This window comes from Nesterenkonia sp. CL21, assembly GCF_031705515.1.
In the GTDB taxonomy this organism is placed as follows: Bacteria; Actinomycetota; Actinomycetes; order Actinomycetales; family Micrococcaceae; genus Nesterenkonia; species Nesterenkonia aethiopica.
On sequence record NZ_JAUTWR010000007.1, the window covers coordinates 35,406 to 55,860 of the forward strand.

Annotated in this window: 15 protein-coding genes; 1 reads left to right on the plus strand and 14 read right to left on the minus strand. The window is 70.5% G+C overall.

Going from position 1 to position 20,455, the window contains the following annotated elements; translation table 11 throughout:
- Window positions 1-7: 7 nt before the first annotated feature.
- The 4 genes from Q7C18_RS11170 to Q7C18_RS11185 all read right to left on the minus strand — a co-directional run bounded on the left by Q7C18_RS11170 (window position 8) and on the right by Q7C18_RS11185 (window position 5,167).
- Window positions 8-988 (minus strand): sugar ABC transporter permease, encoded by a 981-nt coding sequence (locus Q7C18_RS11170; RefSeq protein ID WP_311025464.1) that lies wholly within the window; start codon window positions 986-988, stop codon window positions 8-10.
- Window positions 985-2,331, minus strand: coding sequence for a sugar ABC transporter substrate-binding protein (locus Q7C18_RS11175; protein WP_311025465.1), 1,347 nt, complete (start codon window positions 2,329-2,331; stop codon window positions 985-987). The genes Q7C18_RS11170 and Q7C18_RS11175 overlap by 4 nt, the downstream gene beginning before the upstream one ends.
- Before the next feature lie 132 nt (window positions 2,332-2,463).
- Window positions 2,464-3,471 carry a LacI family DNA-binding transcriptional regulator gene (locus Q7C18_RS11180; RefSeq protein WP_311025466.1) on the minus strand — a complete coding sequence of 336 codons (1,008 nt, stop codon included), beginning with the start codon at window positions 3,469-3,471 and terminating at the stop codon, window positions 2,464-2,466.
- Window positions 3,472-3,739: 268 nt separating this feature from the next.
- On the minus strand, window positions 3,740-5,167 hold the full coding sequence (locus Q7C18_RS11185) for a GntR family transcriptional regulator (protein WP_311025467.1): 1,428 nt from the start codon (window positions 5,165-5,167) through the stop codon (window positions 3,740-3,742).
- Between the two features lie 245 nt (window positions 5,168-5,412).
- On the opposite strand from Q7C18_RS11185, the gene Q7C18_RS11190 reads away from it, so the two are divergent.
- The gene (locus Q7C18_RS11190; protein WP_311025468.1) at window positions 5,413-9,021 is read left to right on the plus strand and encodes a bifunctional proline dehydrogenase/L-glutamate gamma-semialdehyde dehydrogenase; all 3,609 of its coding nucleotides are present in this window, start codon (window positions 5,413-5,415) and stop codon (window positions 9,019-9,021) included.
- A gap of 132 nt (window positions 9,022-9,153) precedes the next feature.
- Here the strand turns inward: Q7C18_RS11190 and Q7C18_RS11195 are convergent, their stop codons facing one another.
- The 10 genes from Q7C18_RS11195 to folK all read right to left on the minus strand — a co-directional run bounded on the left by Q7C18_RS11195 (window position 9,154) and on the right by folK (window position 20,310).
- The gene (locus Q7C18_RS11195; protein ID WP_311025469.1) at window positions 9,154-9,456 is read right to left on the minus strand and encodes an Lsr2 family protein; all 303 of its coding nucleotides are present in this window, start codon (window positions 9,454-9,456) and stop codon (window positions 9,154-9,156) included.
- Window positions 9,457-9,805: 349 nt separating this feature from the next.
- Window positions 9,806-10,030 (minus strand): hypothetical protein, encoded by a 225-nt coding sequence (locus Q7C18_RS11200; RefSeq protein WP_070158659.1) that lies wholly within the window; start codon window positions 10,028-10,030, stop codon window positions 9,806-9,808.
- A gap of 62 nt (window positions 10,031-10,092) precedes the next feature.
- Entirely contained in the window at window positions 10,093-11,670 is a 1,578-nt protein-coding gene (gene lysS / locus Q7C18_RS11205) for a lysine--tRNA ligase (RefSeq protein WP_311025470.1), read from the minus strand.
- 149 nt (window positions 11,671-11,819) lie between these two features.
- Entirely contained in the window at window positions 11,820-13,805 is a 1,986-nt protein-coding gene (locus Q7C18_RS11210; RefSeq protein WP_311025471.1) for a M13-type metalloendopeptidase, read from the minus strand.
- A 103-nt stretch (window positions 13,806-13,908) separates the two neighbouring features.
- Window positions 13,909-14,856: a pantoate--beta-alanine ligase gene (panC, locus tag Q7C18_RS11215; RefSeq protein ID WP_083277248.1), complete on the minus strand. Its 948-nt coding sequence runs from the start codon at window positions 14,854-14,856 to the stop codon at window positions 13,909-13,911.
- A gap of 213 nt (window positions 14,857-15,069) precedes the next feature.
- A complete protein-coding gene (locus Q7C18_RS11220) occupies window positions 15,070-15,990 on the minus strand; it encodes a DUF2520 domain-containing protein (protein WP_311025472.1) in 921 nt (306 codons plus the stop codon).
- Window positions 15,974-18,070, minus strand: a complete 2,097-nt coding sequence (locus Q7C18_RS11225; protein ID WP_311025473.1) for a PH domain-containing protein — start codon at window positions 18,068-18,070, stop codon at window positions 15,974-15,976. The genes Q7C18_RS11220 and Q7C18_RS11225 overlap by 17 nt, the downstream gene beginning before the upstream one ends.
- Before the next feature lie 11 nt (window positions 18,071-18,081).
- Complete coding sequence (locus Q7C18_RS11230; RefSeq protein WP_311025474.1) at window positions 18,082-18,591, minus strand: PH domain-containing protein; 510 nt, start codon at window positions 18,589-18,591, stop codon at window positions 18,082-18,084.
- Entirely contained in the window at window positions 18,572-19,267 is a 696-nt protein-coding gene (locus Q7C18_RS11235) for a DUF3180 domain-containing protein (protein WP_311025475.1), read from the minus strand. The genes Q7C18_RS11230 and Q7C18_RS11235 overlap by 20 nt, the downstream gene beginning before the upstream one ends.
- Window positions 19,264-20,310: a 2-amino-4-hydroxy-6-hydroxymethyldihydropteridine diphosphokinase gene (gene folK / locus Q7C18_RS11240; RefSeq protein WP_311025476.1), complete on the minus strand. Its 1,047-nt coding sequence runs from the start codon at window positions 20,308-20,310 to the stop codon at window positions 19,264-19,266. Before folK ends, Q7C18_RS11235 begins: the two co-directional genes overlap by 4 nt.
- Between the last annotated feature and the right edge of the window lie 145 nt (window positions 20,311-20,455).

Genomic DNA, 20,455 nt, shown 5'->3' on the forward strand with positions numbered 1-20,455 from the left:
GGGCACCTCACTCGTCGATGGGGCGCCGGTTCAGGCGCAGGTAGACGGCGGCGAACAGCAGGGAGATCAGGATCAGGATGTTGCTGACCGCCGCACCCCGGCCGAAGTCGAACGTGGCGAAGGACAGCTGATAGGCCTGGGTGGCCAGCGTCTGCGTGGCATGGGCCGGACCGCCTTCGGTGAGCCCCAGGATGATGTCCAGGACCTTCAGCGTGTAGACGACGCCGAGCACCAGCACCACGGAGACCACGGGCCGCAGCATCGGCCAGGTGATGTGCCGGAACGCCTGCCAGCGGCTGGTGCCGTCGATGGACCCGGCCTCGTAGAGCTCCTGCGGGATGGTCTGCAGACCGCCGTGCAGGATCACGGCGTTGAACGGGATGCCGATCCAGATGTTCACCATGATCACGGTGAACAGGGCCAGGCCGGTGGAGGACAGCCAGGGGATCCCGGACTCCACCAGCCCGGACCCGATGAGCACCCGGTTCAACGCACCGGCGTCGGTGTCGAGCAGCCATTTCCACACCGCGCTGGCCACGATGAGGGGGATCAGCCAGGGCAGCAGGATCAGGGAGCGCAGCGCCCCGGAGAGCGGGAACCGCCGACGGAAGAACAGTGCAAGCCCGAGGCCGCACAGGAACTGGCCCAGGATCGAGCCGACCGTGAAGATCACGGTGTTGGCCGCCGCGGTCCGGAACAGCGGGCTGGTCAGGACCTCGGTGTAGTTGGACCATCCGGCCCAGGGCGCCTCCCCGGTGAAGAAGGTGGTGATCGTGTAGTGCTGGAACCCCATGATGACGTTCTGGACCATCGGGTAGCCGAAGAACAGGAGCATGTAGAGCACGGCCGGACCGATGAACAGGGCCGTCACCAGCCGGTGGCGCCACGCACTGGCCCGGGCAGAGACCCTCGGCGCGGCATGGCCTTCCCCGCGCTGACCGGGCGCGGTAGGTGCCGTCGTCGCCTCGTGGACGCTGGTGATGCTCATACGTACTCCTCCGCTCGGTGAAGTGCCTCGGCGGGGGTGGCCTGCCCGGAGACCGCCAGCTGCACGGCGGTGTAGAGCGCCGAGGCCGTGGTGGGCCAGTCCTCGCCCAGCTGGGCCGTGCGCGCCCGGGCGTCCGGAATGAGGTCGGTGAACGTGTCCATCTCCGGGCGCCGCCGGAGGAACTCTGCGGTCAGCCCCGGCCGGCCGGGGACGGTGAACCGCTGCTCGGCCATGGACAGCACGCTGGAGTCGGAGAGGAACTCGGTGAGCACCGCCGCGGCCAGCTCCTCCTTGTCACGATCGCCGGTGGCGGGGACCGTCCAAGCCTCACCCCCCAGCGGGGCGACGGAGCGCTGGGCCGAGTCCCGCACCGGAAGCTCGACGATCTCGTAGTCCAGGTCCTCGAGGCCGGAGAGCTCCGGGAGCTGCCACGGCCCGTTGATCATCATCGCCGCGCGCCCGGCCACGAACTGATCCTTCACATCAGCCTGACCCCAGTTCAGCACCGACGACGACGCCGAACCCTCCTGGACGAGGTCGGACAGCAGACCGAGGGCCTCCGCCGCCTCCGGGGTGCCGATATGCCGCTCGTCCCCGCCGTTGGACCAGAAGAACGGCAGGAACTGCCAGGTGCCCTCGTAGGTGGCATTGCCGCAGAAGGCGATCCCATAGCGGGTCCCCTGGGTCAGGTCTGTCGCACAGCGGCGCAGCTCCTCCCAGGTGCGCGGATAGTCGAGCCCTGCATCCTCGAACATGGCAGTGCGGCAGAACAGGGCGATCGTGTTGACCGTCGGCACCACACCGTAGACCTGCCCGTCATAAGTGCCGGCGTCCAGCACGCCGTCGTGGTATCCCGCGGTGGGGATTCCGAGCTCGTCGAAGGAGCGCAGCGCCGTGGTGGCGGCGATCTGCTGCAGGTCCGGGTTGTCCAGCATGAGGATGTCCGGCAACGTGCCCGAGGATCCTTGCTGCAGCACGCGCTGAATGAGGGACTGGCCGGAGACCGCCACACGCTGGAGCTTCACCCCGACCGTGTCCGCGGCCTGCTGGAGCGCCTCGCCGATGATCCCGTAGTCCGGATCATTGGAGTACGAGTCCATCACCCGCAGGGTATCCGCCGGGGTGCGCCCGGTGTCTCCGCAGGAGCTCAGCAGCGCCGCGGCCGGAGCGAAGATCCCGGCGGAGAGCAGGCTGCGCCGGGTGAGTCCCGACGACGCCGGGCGGGACGGCGTCAGGCCGGGTGACCGAAGCCCGAGCGCCTTCAGGCCGGCGCGCGGGCCACCGTGATGGCGGCTGGACCCGGCGCGGCCCTGCTGGGCGTGGTGGTGTGTTCGTCTGCTCATCGCGCATCACCTATCGATACGTATCGACAGTGAGTGCAGAACTGCTGGGTGCAGAACCATGGACTCTCCTTCAGATCACGGAACTCTGGACTGTCGGGGGGCCTGCACTGCAGCACAGACCCCCTAACTGGGTCAGGCCCTCCCGGTGGATGCCCGGCGGACCAGCGTGGCGGGCACGATGTCGACGCCCTCCTGGGCCGGACGGCCTGCATCGATCAGCGCGAACAGCCGTTCGGCCACCATCCGGGACACGTCTCGGGGCTGGGTGGAGACTGCGGTCAGCGGAACCACCTGCTCCTCGGCCTCTGCCTCGGTGCACAGAGCGACGACGTCGGCGTCCCTCCCGGGGACCAGTCCGCGCAGGGCGAGCGCGCGCATCCCGCCGGAGAGACCGGCCGTCATGATGATCCCCGTCCGGCCACCGTCGGGATGCAGACCCGCGTCGAGGACTGCGGCGAAGCCGTCGGCCGCCGGCGCCAGGTGCCAGTCGACAGGAAGCCTATGGGCCTCCGCCGCCCCCGTGACCCCTCGTGCGAAGCGACCGATGTAGTTGTAGTCCCGGTCGACCGAGTCGGCTCCCCAACCCAGGACGCTGAGGCGAGTGTTCCCCAGATCGGCGAGCTCCTCGACGAGGAGCCTCCCGGCGGCCTCGAAGTCGAAGTCCACGCAGGCCAGGCCGGTGGTGTCCTCCGGCACTCCGATGAAGATCACCGGGAAGTCGAGGGTGCGAGCCAGATCGGCACGCTGGTCCTGCGCAGTGACCTGCATGACCACCGCAGCATCGCATTGGCGCCCTCCGGTGATCCGACGCAGGCCTTCGATCCCCTCCTCCGCCGTGACGAGCAGCACGTCATAGTCGTGGACCCGGGCGGCCAGGACGAACTCTTCGACGAAGGCCATCAGCTGACCGGCGTCGTAGGCCGAGGCGAACGGCATGACGATCGCGATGGTGTTCGTCCGGCTGCCCGCCAGAGCGCGGGCTCCGGCGTGCGGCTGATAGTTCAGCGCCGCCATCGCCTCCTCCACACGCCGCAGCGTCTCAGCAGAGATGGACCGCTTCCCGGACATCACATAGGAGACCGTGCTCTGCGAGACGCCGGCCAGCCGTGCGACATCCTTGCTGGTCGGACCACGACCCACAGAACCACCTCCTTCTGCCGAGATTCTCCCGTCACGAGAAGTCGATGCGTATCGACTCTTGGGTTACAGCCGTGACTCTAGTCACATCGAGGGCAGAGATGCAACCCCCGCCCTCGATACTCCCTTGCCCCTTCGGCCACCCTCCACGGTCCGTCCCCGAGTTGTTCGTCCCCGTGCTGTTCGTCCGTCCAGCCGTTATCAGTCGGGGAAAGACGAAGGGGAGGGGGACAGACCGGCACGGCCGACCTCATCCCCACCCGCGCCACCCCTACGCCCGGCTCAGTCGCGCCCACAGGTCCGCGTCGAAGGCCTCGGGAGCCAGTGCCGACATGTGGCGCACCGCGTTGTCCAGCTTCGCCCGCCAGGTGCGCACCGCCTCCTCCGCGCGGCCGGCGATCAGCTCCGCCATCAGCCGGCGATCATCGTGGACGATCCTCTCCACCGCCGGCGTGTAGTCCAGCTGCAGCACGGAGATGAACATCCGCACCCGCAGGGTCAGCGCATGGAAGCTGCGGGCGGACTGATCCAGCCCCGCCGCATCGGCCAGCTCCTGCTGGAACTGCAGGTCAGCCTGGTCGACGTCGGCGCCGCCTCCCTCCCTGGCCGCGGCCTCCACCGCCCCCAGCGCCAGGCGCGCCGGCAGCAGCCGATGCCGCGGCTGCACCGCACAGCCGCGCAGCAGCACCATCCCCACGTGGAGTCGGGCCGCATAGAGGTCGATGACGTCGGCACCCGTCACCTGCGGCACGCTGAACCCACCGGCGCCCGAAGCCAGCAGGCCGTCGTCCGCCAGCCGCCGCATCGCCGTGCGCACGGTGCCGGCCCCCAGTCCCAGCCGAGAGGCCAGCGGCGCAGCACTCAGCCGGTCCCCCGGACGGTACCCGGCATTCATGATCTCCTTGCGCAGCGCGATCGCGATCTGCTCGGTCACCGAAAGCTGCGCATGCGGCAGCCACCGACTCGCCCGCCCCGGGGCCGGATACTCGGGCACTGCCAACGATTCTGAGTCAGAAAACTGACGAGTTTCCACCGGCTCGCCCCTCCGCCAGTCCACCCCATGCAGCCCGCGCCCCGCCCGGGCGGCCAGCTGCTGCAGCAGATCCCCCGGCACGGCGTCGTCCACCGGCAGGCAACGGTCCAGCAGCCCCGCCACTGACCTCGCGAACTCCTCCCAGCCGGTGGCTCCTGGCCGCCACACCACCCGCAGCCCCCGGGCCGACTCTCCGCTGGCCGGCACAGCCTCCCCCTGCTCCGGCCAGCCACGGGCGCCCGAGACCTCCAGAGCCGCCATCACCGCGGCGGCGCGTCGGCCGAACGCGGTCGGCCGCGGCGACACCGTGCGCTCCTCGGCCGGCGCAACCTCCCGGAACTCCACCAGAATCTCCGGGAAGCTCACCCGGACGCGCCCCAGCCGCAACGCACGCCCCGACGTCTCAACCGCCCGGATCGTCTCGACCGCCTCGATCGCCTCATCCTCGCCGCCACGCTCGCCACCGCGCCGTCCGGCGTGTTCCCCCGCGCGACGGATCCGTCGGAAGGCCCGGGAGACCACCGACTGGCTCAACCCCGTCAGCTCGGCCACCCGTCGGGTGGAGAACTCGGCGGTGCTGACCCTCGGACCCGCCGTCGCGAGCACGCTGGCCACGATCTCATCGGCGGTCTCCTGGATGCGGGGCCGCCCCCGGGACGCAGTCATGACCCTATTCTGACTCATCTTCGCCACCGTGGGGTCGATCACCCTTCCCCCGTCCGAATGCCACAGCGCACACTGGCAGAAAGCATCGACGCGCACCCGCCGGAAGGCCCGCGCCTCGGCCGCACGCCCGTCCGGTCACCCCGAGCGGGCACGTCCCGGCCCGCGGGCCGCCCACGGACCACCGCTGCTCCTCCCGGCACCGGTGCCGCCCCCGCACAGCTCACCCCAGACCCCAGCGAGGCATCATGACGGCAGATCTCCAGCACACCCCCGCCCCGTCCGCCGACGGATTCGAGCCCCTCCCCGAGGCCCAGGCCGAGCTGACGGCCCTGGCCGACGCCGCCGTCGGGAAGGTCACCCAGTGGCTCGAGGCCACTCAGCGCGCCGGGACGAAGCCCCACGCCTCCGCCGAGCGGCTCTCCGCCGTGCTCTCCCACCCGCGCGGGCTCGACTTCACGGTCGGATTCGTGGACCGCGTGATCCGCACCGAGGACACCAAGGCCGCCGCCCAGGCGCTGTCCGAGCTGGGCGGCATCGCCCCGGACACCCTCAACGCTCTAGACCGGGCCCAGATCACCGCCGGCTCTGCGCTGGGCCGGATGCTGCCGAACGTCGTCGTCCCCGCCGCCCGGGCCCGCATGCGCTCCATGGTGGGCCACATGGTGGTGGACGCCCGGGACAAGCAGTTCGGCAAGGCCGTGCACACCCTCACCAAGGACGGCCACCGGCTCAACATCAACCTCCTGGGCGAGGCCGTGCTCGGCGAGGCCGAGGCGGACAAGCACCTGGAGGACACGTTGCGGCTGCTGCGCCGCGACGACGTCGACTACGTCTCCATCAAGGTCTCCTCCATCGCCTCCCAGCTGTCCATGTGGGGCTTCGAGGAGACGGTGGACTACGTGGTCGAGCGCCTGGTGCCGATGTACCAGGAGGCCGCCAAGGCACCGGCCGGCACCAAGTTCATCAACCTGGACATGGAGGAGTACCGCGATCTGCACCTGACCATCGCGGTGTTCAAACGCCTGCTGTCCCTGCCGGAGGTCACGGACCTCGAGGCTGGCATCGTGCTGCAGGCCTACCTGCCTGACGCCCTGGCCGCCATGCAGGACCTCGCCGGCTTCGCCGCCCAGCGGGTCGCCGACGGCGGCGCCGGGATCAAGGTGCGTCTGGTCAAGGGCGCCAACCTGGCCCTGGAGACGGTCCACGCGGAGATCGCCGGCTGGCCCCGCGTGGTCTGCGAGTCCAAAGAGGCCTCCGACGCCAACTACAAGCTCGTGCTGCACTGGCTGCTCACCCAGGAGAACATGGCGGGCGTGCGCCTGGGCGTGGCCGGGCACAACCTGTTCGACATCGCGTTCGCCCACCTGCTCGGCGTGCAGCGCGGCGTCAGCGACCGGCTCGAGTTCGAGATGCTGCAGGGCATGGCCACCGAACAGGCCGAGGCCGTCAGCTCCGACGTCGGCCAGCTGCTGCTCTACGTGCCGGCGGTGCGCCCCGCCGAGTTCGACGTGGCGATCTCCTATCTGGTGCGCCGGCTGGAGGAGAACGCCTCCAGCGAGAACTTCATGTCCGGGATCTTCGACCTGCAGCCCGGCAGCCACGTCTTCCGCCGGGAGGAGGACCGCTTCCGCGCCTCGGTGGACACTCTGGCGGAGATCCTGCGCAGCCACGGCCATCTGCCGCCGTCGCCGCAGCACACCCAGGACCGCCGTGAGGAGGGGCACAGTCTGGCCGAAGCCGCCCTGGCCTCCCCGGACTACGCCACCGGCGTCCCGGACTTCGTCAACGAGCCGGACACCGACCCCTCCCTTCCGGCCAACCAGGAATGGGCGCGTGAGGCGCTGGAGCGCGCCGCTCAGCCCGGCTGGCTGGAGGCCCAGCCCGTGCCGGAGCAGATCAGCATCGACGACGTCGACGCGCTGACCTCCGGCGCCCGAGCCGCCGCCGTCGAGTGGGCCGCCCGCCCGGCGGCCGAGCGCGCCGCCGTCCTGTACCGCACCGCCGACATCCTCACGGCCCGGCGGGGCCACCTGGTCTCCATCGCCGCCGCCGAGGTCGGCAAGTCGGTGGCCCAGTCCGACCCCGAGGTCTCGGAGGCCATCGACTTCGCCCGCTACTACGCCCACCGGGCCCTGGAGCTGGAACAGGTGGAGCATGCCGAGTTCACCCCGGACCGGCTGGTGCTGGTGACCCCTCCGTGGAACTTCCCCCTGGCGATCCCCGCCGGCTCCACCTTCGCCGCGCTGGCCGCCGGCGCTGCGGTGATCCACAAGCCCTCGAAGCCCACCCCGCACTGCTCGATGGCGATCTTGGAGGCCCTCTGGGAGGCCGGTGTGCCGCGCGAGGTGCTCCACGGCGTCTACCCGGATGAGCGGGAGGCCGGCCAGAAGCTGGTCAGCCACCCGGACGTGGACCGGGTGATCCTCACCGGTGCCTCCGAGACTGCCGCCATGTTCCGCTCGTGGAAGCCTGACCTGCAGATCAATGCCGAGACCTCCGGGAAGAACGCCCTGGTGATCACCCCGTCCGCGGACCGCGACCTCGCTGTCCAGGACCTGGTGAACTCCGCCTTCGGCCACGCCGGGCAGAAGTGCTCGGCCGCCTCCCTGGGCATCCTGGTGGGCAGCGTGTACGGCTCCGAGCGGTTCCGCCGCCAGCTGGTGGACGCCGCCTCCTCGATGGTGGTGGACTGGCCCACCAACCTCTCCGCCACGGTGGGTCCGCTGACCGAGCTTCCCAGCGAGAAGCTCCACCGGGCGCTGACCACCCTGGAGGAGGGTGAGCGCTGGCTGCTGGAGCCGAAGCAGCTCGACGAGACCGGCAAGCTGTGGTCCCCGGGCATCAAGGAGGGCGTGAAGCCGGGCTCCTTCTTCCACAGGACCGAGGTCTTCGGCCCGGTGCTGGGCCTGATGCGGGCCAAGGATCTGGATGAGGCCATCGAGCTGCAGAACGCCGTGGACTTCGGGCTGACCGGCGGCATCCACTCTCTGGAGCCGCGGGAGGTCCGCACCTGGCTGGAGCGGGTGGAGGCCGGCAACGCCTACGTCAATCGCGGCATCACCGGCGCGATCGTGCAGCGCCAGTCCTTCGGCGGCTGGAAGCAGTCCTCGGTGGGTCTGGGCTCCAAGGCCGGCGGCCCCAACTACGTCATGCTGTTCGGCCGGTGGGCCGACGCCGCGTCCACCCCCACAGCGGGCGCCGCCGTCGAGACCCCGCGGGCCGTCAACGGTGCGGCGGCCGCCGTGCTGGGCGCCGTGGAGGACAAGGGACTGCTCGACGACGCCGACCTGGCCTGGCTGCGCACCGCGATCGACGACGACGCCGTCTGGTGGGATCGCGAGTTCGGTGTGGGCGTCGACAGGACCGGCCTGCAGGCCGAAGCCAACGTGTTCCGCTACCTTCCGGAGGCCGTGCTGCTGCGGGTGGGCGACGACGCCGAGGCTCGTGAGGCGGCGCGTACCCTGGCCGCCGCCGCGGCCGCCGGCTCAGACGTCTCCGTGTCCTACGACCCGAAGGTCGACAAGGCGGTGAAGAAGACCGTGAAGTCCCTCGCCGACGAGCTCGGGCTCGCACTGCACAAGGAGACCGTGGACGCCTTCACCTCCGCACTGGCGGACGGATCCCATGACACCGGCGTCGGCGTGCGGGTGCGCGTGCTCGGGGCCCTCCAGGACTCCGTGCGACAGGCCCTGGCTCCGCGGCCGGAGGTGGCGCTGCTGGACGACGCCGTCACCGCCTCCGGGCGGGTGGAGCTGCGCCACTGGGTCAAGGAGCAGGCGGTCTCCATGACCCTGCACCGCTTCGGCAACCCCAGCCCGGCCTTCCATGAGCTGGCCGACGAGCTGAAGGGCTGACGCTCCGCAGGTTCAGGGGCTGACGCCCCGCAGACTCACCGCACGACGACGGCGGCCCGTCTCCCGGTCCCGGTGATCCCGGGTGGGAGACGGGCCGCCGTCGTGCTGCGCAGGGGTGGGCCGGAACTCGGCTCAGCGCTTCTTCGCGTTGCGGTAGGCCTCGACGATGTCGCGGTGCAGTCGCCCACGACTGGAGACCTGATACCCGTTCTTGATCGCCCACTCACGGATCTTGCGCGCCTCGTTCTGCGGCGACGGCGGCGCGACCGCGCGCCCCTTGCGGATGTACTTCTTCAGCAGCTCACGCAGTTCCTTGGCGTGCTCTTCACTCAAGTCGATCTCATAGAAGCGAGAATCGAGACCGAATGTCACGGTCTCTTTCGCCTCGCTGCCATCAAGGTCATCGACCAGGACGACTTCAACTTTCTGGGCCATAAGCACCTCACTGCTCGACGGGGAGCGGAACGCGAGATCTCACTGCGAGTCCTCGCGGATCGGCTCCTGGGTTTCTCGGCGGCCTCCTGCATTCACATCCCCTCCAGAGTGGAGAAGTGTGATGATCCCAGAGACACCTCGAAGGACGAGAAGCACTCATCTCTGAATCTCCCGCCAGACGTGCGCCGTTGTCTCTTCCAATCTTTCAACAAAAGACAATTATCGTCAACTGAGGTTCATTCAGGTAATTCCCAGGAAAGTGGTCAAAAGAATGCATCGTCTGGTCAGCGCTGCCGGCATGACAGGATCCGGCCGCCCACCGGGCCGCCGGATCCTGTCCAGAAGGGTCTCAGGCGCGCGAGGCGTCCGCAGAACCCGGAGACGGCGCCGACGGCGCCTGAGCCGCGTCAGGGCGGGGATCAGGCCGCTCCGCGGCGAGCTCCCGGCGCACCTCGGCCTCCATGGCGCGCTCCTTCCGGTCGGCTCGGAAGATCGCACGAATGGCCAGCCAGAAGACCAGGCCGACACCTACCGAAGGCGCCAGCACCTGGAAATAGGTCCAGAAAGTCTCCATGTCATTCCCTGCCTGTCATCAGGTTCACGCGTCGGATGTGACGAAACACGTCGCCAGAGGATTCATCGCTGGGCGGTCGCGGGCTCGGCCGTCGGCTTCTCCACGGTGTTCTCAGTACCGGCGTCGGCCGCCTCGGGCTTCAGCAGCGGGAACAGGATCGTCTCGCGGATCCCCGCACCGGTGAACAGCATCACCAGGCGGTCGATGCCCAGACCGATGCCGCCCATGGGCGGTGCGCCGTACTCCAGCGCGCGCAGGAAGTCCTCGTCGAACTGCATGGCTTCGTCGTCCCCGCCGGCGGCCTTGCGGGACTGCTCCACCAGACGCTCCCGCTGGACGACCGGGTCGATCAGCTCGGAGAAGGCCGTGCCGCGCTCCATGCCGCCGATGATCAGGTCCCAGGCCTCGATGACGCCAGGCTTCTCGCGGTGCTCCCGAGCCAGCGGCTGGGCGGCCGGCGGATAGTCGCAGACGAACGTCGGCTGGATCAGCGTCGGCTCGACGATCTCGCCGAACAGCTCGATCACCAGCTTCTGAGCATCCCAGGCCGGATTCACCGCCACCTCGTGGCGGTCCGCAATCGCCCGCAGTGTCTCCACATCGGTCTCCGGGGTGACCTCCTGGCCGACAGCCTCCGACAGGCCCGGGTACACGCTGATCCACGCCCATTCGCCGTCGAGGTCCACCACGCCGTGCTCGGTCTCGATCTGCCGGCCCGCACCGACGGCGTCGGCGGCGTTGAGGATCATCTCCTTCATCCGGTCGGCCATGATGTACATGTCCGCCCAGGCCTCATAGGACTCCAGGGTCGTGAACTCGGGAGAGTGCGTGGAGTCCACGCCCTCGTTGCGGAAGACCCGGCCGATCTCGAAGATCCGGTCGATCCCGCCCACCACCGCACGCTTCAGGTACAGCTCGGTGGCGATGCGAAGCGTCATGTCCTGGTCGAAGGCGTTCAGGTGCGTCTCGAACGGCCGGGCCTGGGCGCCGCCGTGGATCAGGTTCAGCATCGGAGTCTCGACCTCGACGTAGCCGCGCCCGTGGAGGGTGTCACGGATGGAGCGCGTGATCGCGGCACGCCGGTAGACCATCTCGCGGGCCTCATCACGGACGATCAGGTCCGCATAGCGCTGCCGCACCCGCGTCTCCTCGTTGAGCTCCGCGTGCAGCACCGGCAACGGACGGATCGCCTTGGACGCGACCTCGAAGGAGCTGGCCATCACGGACAGCTCACCGCGCCGGGAGGCGATGACCTCACCGGTCACCCGCACGTGGTCGCCCAGGTCCACCAGGGACTTCCACTGCGCCAGGGCCTCCTCGCCAACCTCGGCCAGGGAGAGCATCGCCTGCAGCCGGGCGCCATGGCCGTCCGGCCCGCCCTCCTGCAGGGTGGCGAAGCACAGCTTGCCGGTGTTGCGGATGAACATGACCCGGCCGGTGACCGAGACGGTCTCCCCGGTGGAGGCGCCAGGCTCCAGGTCCGGGAAGCGCTCACGCACCTCGGCCAGGGAGGACGTGCGTTCCACCGTCACTGGGTAGGGCTGGACGCCCTCGGCGAGCAGCCGGGCACGCTTGTCCATGCGCACGGCGCGCTGGTCGTTGGTGTCGAGGTCACGGGCGGCGGGATTCTGAGCACTCACGGTGCCCCATTCTACGCGTCGCCGCACCGGCCCATCACCACACCCCGTGACACCAGAGCACCCCCGAGCTCGGCCGACGGCGACGCCGCGAGGGCCGCCGTCGACCGGTGGAGCACAGGGCCGCCGTCGTCGGCCTGCCGGTGTTCACCTCACCAGATGGTCACGCGCTGCTCGGGCGCCAGGTACATGCCGTCGCCCTCGGCGGTGCCGAAGGCCTCGTGGAAGGCGTCCAGGTTCTTCACCACCTGGTTGGCCCGGATCTCCGCCGGGGAGTGCGGGTCGATGCTGATCAGCGTGATGGCCCGCTCGCGACGCACGATCTGCCGCCAGGCCTGGGCCCAGGAGAAGAAGTACCGCTGGTCGCCGGAGAGGCCCTCGACGACGTCGTCCGCCTCCGTGAGGCCCTGTTGGTCCAGCCAGATCCGGTATGCCTGGTGGGCGATCCCCAGGCCGCCGAGGTCCCCGATGTTCTCCCCCAGGGTGAGCTCCCCGTTGACATGGTGCTCCGGCGCCACCGACGGCGCCAGGGCGGAGTACTGCTCCACCAGCGCGGACGTACGCTCCTCGAAGGCGGTCCGGTCGGCGTCGGACCACCAGTTGGTCAGCGAACCGTCGGCCCCATAGCGGGAGCCCTGGTCGTCGAAGCCGTGACCGATCTCATGCCCGATGACCGCACCGATCGCCCCGAAGTTGGTGGCCATGTCCCGCTCGGCGGAGAAGAACGGGCGCTGCAGGATGGCCGCCGGGAAGCAGATCACGTTCTCCAGCGGGTGGTAGTAGGCGTTGACCGTCTGCGGGGTCATGTGCCACTTCTCAGGGTCCGGGCCCTCGTCGATCTCCTTCACGTCCCGGTTCCACTCGGCGACGGCGGCGCTGATCACGTTGCCGACGGCGTCGCCGCGGTCCACCGCGACGTCGCCGTAGTCGATCCAGCGCGCGGGGTACCCGACCATCGGCCGGAACGCCTCGAGCTTCTCCAGGGCCTTGGCCCGGGTCTCCTCCCCCATCCATTCCAGGGTGGAGATGGAGCGACGGTAGGCCTCGACCAGCGCGTCGATGAGCTCGTCCATCCTGGCCTTGGCCTGCGGCGGGTAGTGGCGCTGCACGTAGATCCGGGCCACGTCCTCCCCCAGGCAGGAGTTGGTCAGCGCGACCCCGCGCTTCCACCGCTCCTTGAGCTCCTGGGCGCCGCCGAGCACCTGGGAGTAGAAGGAGAAGTGCTCCTGGACGAGCGCACTGTGCAGCAGCGGGGCGGCCCAGCGCAGCAGCTGGGCGCGCAGCCAGTGCTTCCAGTGCTCGAGCGGCTGTTCGGTGAGCGCAGTCTGCATGGCGGGCAGCACGTCCGGCTGGGCCAGGACGATCTCCGCCGACTGGGAGTCGGTGAGCCGCCAGCCGGCCAGCGCCTCGGTGATCAGCGGCATCTCGGCGATGACCTGTTCGCGGGTGCGCAGGTTGTAGCGCTTCTGCGCGTCACGGGTGGCCACCCGGTCCCAGTGGTGGGAGGCGATCACGGTCTCCAGGGCGACGACGTCGGCGGCGGCCTGCTCGGCGTCGGCCACTCCGCCCAGCGCCAGGAAGCGGCTGAGGTGCTCGCGGTAGGAGGACAGCGTGTCGGCGAGCTGCTCTTCGCGGTAGTAGGACTCATCGGGCAGCCCGAGCCCGTCCTGGATGATGTGCCACAGGACCCGCTCGGGGTCACCGGCGTCGCGGCTGGCCCCGGCGGCGAGCAGCCCGTCCACGCCGTACCGCTGCCAGGAGGCGGACAGGCGGAGCAACTCGGCAGGAGAGGAGACGGCGTCGAGGGCGTCGAGCATGGGCTGGATGGGGGCGAGCTTCAGCTCCTCGGCGCGCTCGGCGTCCATGAAGGCGGCGTAGAAGTCACCGATGCGGGCGGCGACGGCGTCGTCCCCCAGGTCCGTGGAGCCGGCGGCGGCGTCTTCGAGGATGGCGCGCACGTCAGCCTCGGACTTGTCGCGCAGCTCGATGAAGGAGCCGTAGGCGTCGAGGTCCGCGGGGATCTCGGCGGTCTTGAGCCATTCGCCGTTGACGTGGCGCTGCAGGTCGTCCTGGGGGCGGGTGGCCGGGTCCAGGTAGGGGAAGGTCGGGGTCGCCGTGGTGGTGGGGGTGTCGGTCACGTCTGCCGGCTCCTTCGTCTCGGGTGGGGTCGGATCGGAGGCGATCCGGAGATCCGTGGGATCTTTTCTTGAAGCAACTGTTTCACATGTCGTGCGGCCTGTGTCACATCTCCCGGTTCGCGGGGCGCAGAATCGTGGGGCGCAGCATCATGTTGTCGATGAGCCGCACGGGACCGACCCGGGCGGCGACCAGCGCGAGGGCCTCCCGCTCCAGGACTCCGTCGGCGGGCAGCGCGGCGGGACGCAGGGTCTGGGGGTCCGCCACCACCAGGTAGTCCAGCTCCACCCCCTCGGCGGCACGCAGCGCCGAGACGACGCCGTCGACGTCGAGCCTCTGGCCCGCCTCAGCACGCCGAGCCAGCGTGGACAGCGCCTCCACCAGCCGCAGGGCATGCTGACGCTCCTGCGCACTGAGGCGCTGGTTGCGGCTGGACAGCGCCAGGCCGTCGGCGTCGCGGACGATCGGCAGCGACCGGATGGTGACCTCAAGGTCCAGGTCGGCGACCATGCGGCGGATGATCGCCAGCTGCTCGGCGTCCTTCTCCCCGAACCAGGACTCGAAGCGCGCTCCGACGTCGGCCGTGACCGGCGGAGACATGATGCTGAACAGCTTGGCGACCACGGTGACCACCCCGTCGAAGTGCCCCGGACGAGAGGCCCCTTCCCACCGGCGGCCGAGCTCCCCCGCGCTGACCCGCACCAAGGGTCCGTCCGGGTAGCCCGGGTACATCTCCTCCACCTCCGGGGCGAAGACCAGGTCCACGCCGTGGGCGGTGAGGAGCTCGACGTCGGAGTCGAGGCTGCGCGGATAGTGACGGAAGTCCTCGGGATCGTCGAACTGCAGCGGGTTCACGAAGATCGAGGCCACCACGATGTCCGCCTCGGCGCGGGCGGCATCGGCGAGCGCGGCGTGCCCGGAGTGCAGAGCTCCCATGGTGGGCACCAGACTCACCGTGGGGCGGGCGACGCCGGCGGCCCGCCGGGCGCTGAGCAGCTCGGCCAGGGCGGCGCGGTAGGCGGAGACGGTGGTGAGGACCTGCGGTGCTGTCACCGGTCCATCGTAGTCCGGCCGCGACGAGTGCCCGCAGACGTCTCGGGACTGTGTGACGGTGATCGAGGCGTCAGTTTCCCGTGCATCTCCGCCTCCTGACGCGCGTCACCCGGGGGATGATGCGCGGGGAAGTGACTCCTCGATGTGTGGGGCGGGCGCCGACGCGGTAGGGCTGGCGCCGGCGCGGTGCGGCGGGTGACCGCCCGCCGCTGCTCAGTCGGTGAGCACGTCGAGGATCGCGGCCGCCTGGGTGGAGCTGATGAGCCCGCGGTCCAGGGCCCGCTGCGCGGTGGCCCGGGCCATCTGCACATAGGCGGTGCGGATGTCGGCCGACAGCTCGGACTCACTGAGCAGCTGGACGTGCCGCGCCACGGTGCCCACGTCGCCGCGCGCGATGGGGCCGGTCAGCGCGCCCTCCCCGGAGGCGAGCGCATTGTCCAGGCTCGCCTGCATCAGGGGGCCGAGCACGCGGTCCGGGGCCTCCACCCCGATGCCGCGCAGCATCTCGGACGCCTGCCCGGTGATGGTGTTCAGGTGGTTCGAAGCATGGGCGAGGGCCGCGTGATAGATGCCTCGGTCGGACTCGGAGACGGTGACGGGCTCTCCGCCCATCTCCACCACCAGGGCCTGGGCGATGGGCAGCACGGGCGCCGGGGCCGTCACTGCGAACGCGCAGGCGTTGAGCCGCTGCAGGTCCATGGTGAGCCCTGTGAAGGTCATCGCCGGGTGGACGGCCAGGGTGATCGCGCCGGCCTGCTGAGCCGGGGCGAGCACATCGGTGCCATAGCGACCCGAGGTGTGGATGACCAGCTGGCCGGCCTGGAAATGTCCGGCCTCGGCGGCGCCGGAGACGACGTCGGCGAGCGCGTCGTCCGGCACGGCCAGCAGCACCAGCTCGGAGCGGCGCAGGATCTCCGGGATCTCCAGGATCGGGACCCCGTCCAGCAGAGACTCCGCACGGCTGCGGGAGGCCTCCGAGACGGCGTGCACCCCCACCACCTGGTGGCCCGCGCCGCGCAGCGCGGCACCCAGCACCGCCCCCACCTTGCCCGCCGAGATGATTCCGACGCCGAGACGGCCGTCCCGCTGCGAGGGCTCCTTCTCGCTCGGATACGGATCAGCGACGACGTTCATCGGGCTCCTCGTCGGGACGGGGCTCGGGGTATGGGCGCGGATGCGGCGGCTGACCGGGCTGCGGCCCGGGCGGCGGTGCAGCAGGCGGGGCGGCAGGCGGGGCGGGGCTGCGCGGAGGCTCGCCCGGCTGACCCGGCTGCTGCGGCTGGTACGGCTGGTACGGCTGCTGCGGCTGGTACGGCTGCTGCGGCTGGTGAGCACCGGGCTGCCACGGGCCAGGGTTCCCCGGGGCGGGGGTCCTCGGAGGCTGCGCGGACGGCCCGGGAGGCTGCGGCGGCAGCGCGGAGTATGACTGGCCTGAGTACGGCTGACCTGGGTGCTGCTGTCCTGAGTACGGCGGGCCAGCGACGGGACCCTCGGGCTCCGAGGCGGCGGCCACAGAGCCGTCCGCGGACTGGGAGCGGGTCTGGCTGACCATACGCTCGAACTCGTGGAGCTCTTCGGGGAGCATCCACTGGTTCCGGTCGCTCATGCGTCGGGCGACGGCGGCTCGACGCGCCTCGTTCTCGAACAGCCAGTGGGCGGCGTCGAGGTCCTGATTGGCCAGCTGCACCTGGAACGGGCCAGCCGGCGTGTGCAGATGGACGTCCGCCAGGCGCTTGGCTCGCTGCCACGGCCCCTGCAGCAGGGCCAGCGACTGGATCCGCTCATGCGAGATCAGGGTGAGCCGGCGGGACAGGCGCCCGTCACGGAACATCACCGCCGCAGGCGTGGTGCAGAACCCTCGCCGACGCCGCACGAACGGGTCGAAGATCCGTGCGCGCCGCGGCACCTCGGTGAAGCCTCCTGCCGTGCCGGAGCCGGTGAGGCCCTCACTGACCAGCTGCTCCGGATACGGCACCTGCAGATCGGGGAACATCTCCGCGGTGACTGCCATGACGTCTTCGCGGCGTCCCACCGGCAGCAGCACCGAACGGCTCTCTCCTGATCCGTAGCCGGCGACGACCACGAGCACCCGGAACCAGCCGCAGGACCGCCACAGCAGCGGCTGGTGGATCTGCAGCGCCTGCACCCGTCCCGGCGGGACGGTCTGGGTGGTGGTCTCCAGCAGGCCGTAGCGCATCCGCAGCCCGGCACCGGTCATGGTGGCGGTGAACCGGAATCCGCCGCTGAACTGCTGGTAGTAGACCGCCACCACGGCAATCCCCACCGGGATGAGGCCGGGAAGGACCGCCACACCGACGGTGCCGATCACGGCCCCCGCCTGCCCCAAGGGGTCCTCAACGCCCATCGAGAGGGACACGATGCCGCCGACCACCGCGGCGATGAGACCCGCCCCGGCGATGATCAGCAGGAACACCGTCCCCCAGCCCATGAGGACGGAGCCGATCAGGCGCCCGGTGGGCACCCGGGTGATCTCCCGGTCGGGCACGTCCTGGAACAGCGGCGCCGGCTCGGCAGGCGGCATGACCTGCCCCGGAGGGAGAGACGCCGACGGGCCCTGAGGAGGCCGGTCACCGGGGGGACCTGGCGGCACGGCCCCAAACCCGTCAGTCTGAGCGGCGCCCGGGGAGGCCGCCGCCTCGGCCTGCTGGCGGCGCCACTGGGCACGCCCGGAGGCACGGTCCATGATGTCGGCCCGCAGCTGCTCGGCCTGGCCCTTCTTCAGGAAGGCCAGCGTCGCGGCGGTGCCGTCTCCTTCAGCCACCTCGAACTTCAGCTCCGCCAGACCGGTGATCCGGGCCAGCAGCGGCTGGCGCAGGTCCACGGCCTGCACCCGGTCGATGCGGGCCTGCCGGTGCTGACGCACGAAGATCCCGGACTTCACCATCACGTGCTCGTCGGTGATCTTGTACCGGGTGAACCACCAGGAGAGCATGAACCCGCCGAAGACCACCACCACCAGGAGGACGAGCCCTCCGCCGCCGGCCAGGAACGCCACCGGGTTGCGGTCCACCTGGTCCCACAGCTCACCGGATCGCCACAGGTTCCACAGATCCGCCCAGATCTCCCAGTTGTAGCCGAAGACGATACCGGGCACGGCGATCACCGTCAGCCAGCCGCGCACGAAGGGACTCAGCGGGTGGACCTTCGTCCAGGTCTCGTCGAACCACTTCTCGTCAGGCTGGGCCTCTGTCATCTCTCGCCCCCTCACAGGCCGGCCAGGCGGGCCTGGCCGCGGGCCGGCAGCTCTTCGCGCAGCCGGGCCCCCTCGTCCCGGTGGGCTCCGGGGATGACGGCGTCGGTCCCGGCGGAGGCGGTCTTCAGCTGCACGGTGCACACGTGGAAGTGGCGCATCAGCGGCCCGGCCTCGATGTCCACATACTGCAGGCGGCCGTACGGGACGGCCACCACCTTCTGGAACAGCAGACCGCGGCGGATGAGCAGGTCATCGGCGCGCTCGTGGTACCCGATGGCGCGGATGCGGCGCGGGATGAGGATCAGATCGGCGGCTGCCCAGAGGACCGCACCGATGACGACCACCAGCACCAGCCACAGGGGCAGGCTGATCACGTCTGCCAGGTCGAGCACGACAGGCACGGCGATGATCAGCAGCGTCACCGCCCATCCGATCACCGCGGAGATCATGCGCACCGTGATGTACCGCTCGTCGACCCGGGTCCAGGTCACTCCCGCCGGGTCAATGGGTTCCGCCGGCATGTCCCTCCTCAGTTCGTGCGTGGGCGCGGCGCGGGCCGCGCAGCGCGTGTCCATAGGTCGATCCGACATCAGGAGCGGCTTCGCGTGCCGCCCCGCCTGCAGTCCCGGGCTCCTGACCGAAGTCACGGCGGGGCCGCCGGACGGGCCCTCCGCCGTCGTCGCCGCGATTCGGCGGGAGGCGGCAGAGCTGCTCCACCACGAACCCGATGATCACCCACACCAGGCCGCCGATGATCATCAGCAGCGCCGCGTGGGCGTTCGGCGCGGCGAGGCCCGCCGTGGGACCCAGGTCGATCAGCACGCCGGCGTGCCAGCCGGCGATCACCGCACCCGCATATCCGCAGGCCTGCGCGGCGACCACCACGCGGGCGGCCTCCAGCGGGTGCAGACGTCGCCCGCGCCGCGGTCCCCGTCTCCCGGAGCGCCGGTCCGCGTCCTGTCGCTCACCGTCGCGTCGCGCCTGGTCAGCGTCCTTCTCCAGGCCGCGCTGGTCCCACCACACCACCATACCCAGGCCCAGGACCACCAGCCCGATGCCGCCCAGGGTGATCAGCGAGACCGGGGCCAGCACGGGAGAGCCGAAACCTCGGGTCACCATGAGCACGGTGGCCACGAGTCCGACCAGCGCCGAAGCGCCGGCGATGATCATCAGCCACATGGGCTGCAGCCTGGTCATGGCGCCACCTCCCGGCGCACGCCCTCGGCGTCGGCGGCCTCGGCGGCGAGCTGCCGCACCGGGACGCCGTCGAGCAGCGCGATGGGGTCCATCCAGGACCACGGCAGCAGCACGAAGGCGCGCTCGGCGGCCCGCGGATGGGGCACGGTCAGCCGGGGTGAGTCCACATGCGCCCCGGCGTAGGTGATGATGTCGACATCGAGGGTGCGCGGGCCCCAGCGGACCTCGCGGGTGCGGTGGTGCTCCGCCTCGATCCGCTGGGCGACGTCGAGCAGGGCGTGGGGCGACAGGGAGGTCTCCACCTCCACCACCTGGTTGAGGAAGTCGGGCTGCCCGACGGGCCCGCCCACTGGGGCGGTGAGCGCGCGAGGAGAGGTGTTCAGGACGTCCACCTGATCGGACCCGTCCAGGGCGGCGACGGCGTCGTCGAGGATCTGCGCCGAGTCGCCCAGGTTGGAGCCCAGCGCGAGCACGGCGCGCACCGGGAAGCTCGCGGGCAGGTCCGGGTCGCGGAGGGCAGACCCACGACCCACGCCATGGGACCCGGCGCCGCGCCGCGCCGAGGGAGAGGCGTGCTGGTCGCCGGCCTCGGCCGCGTCGGCCTGGTCGGCGAGGGAGACGGTGTCATAGCCGCCGACGGCCGCGGTGCGGGTGAGGATCCGTCCGCCCTGCAGCTCAGCACGGGTCCGGTGGACCGTGACCGCGACGTCGGCGAAGCTCTGCTCCAGAGGCGCCTCCGGCTTGTGGACGGTGATGCTCGCCGCCTCGATGCGATGATCGGCGGAGAGGACGTCGGCAGCGATCTTCTGGGCCAGCGCCTCGATGAGGTCATAGGGTTCCCCGGTGATGGCCGCTTCGATGCGCTCCGCGATGTCCACGTAGGAGACCGTGTCCTGCAGGGCGTCCGAACGGCCGGCCGCCCTCAGGTCCACCGCGAGCTCGGCGTCCACGCGGAAGGGCTGGCCCTGCCGCCTCTCGAACTCGAAGACCCCGTGATGGCCGACGGCGGTGACGCCGGTCAGGCGGATCATGTCGCTGCGCATGCCTCTACCTTCTCCCATTCCGGGCCGATCCTGAACCCGCGCCGCATCATCGACCCCGACGAGCATAGGACTGGCGCCGACGAGCACAGAACCGACGAGCACAGAACAAGGGGGTGGAACTCCGGGATTCCCCCGGGGTTCCACC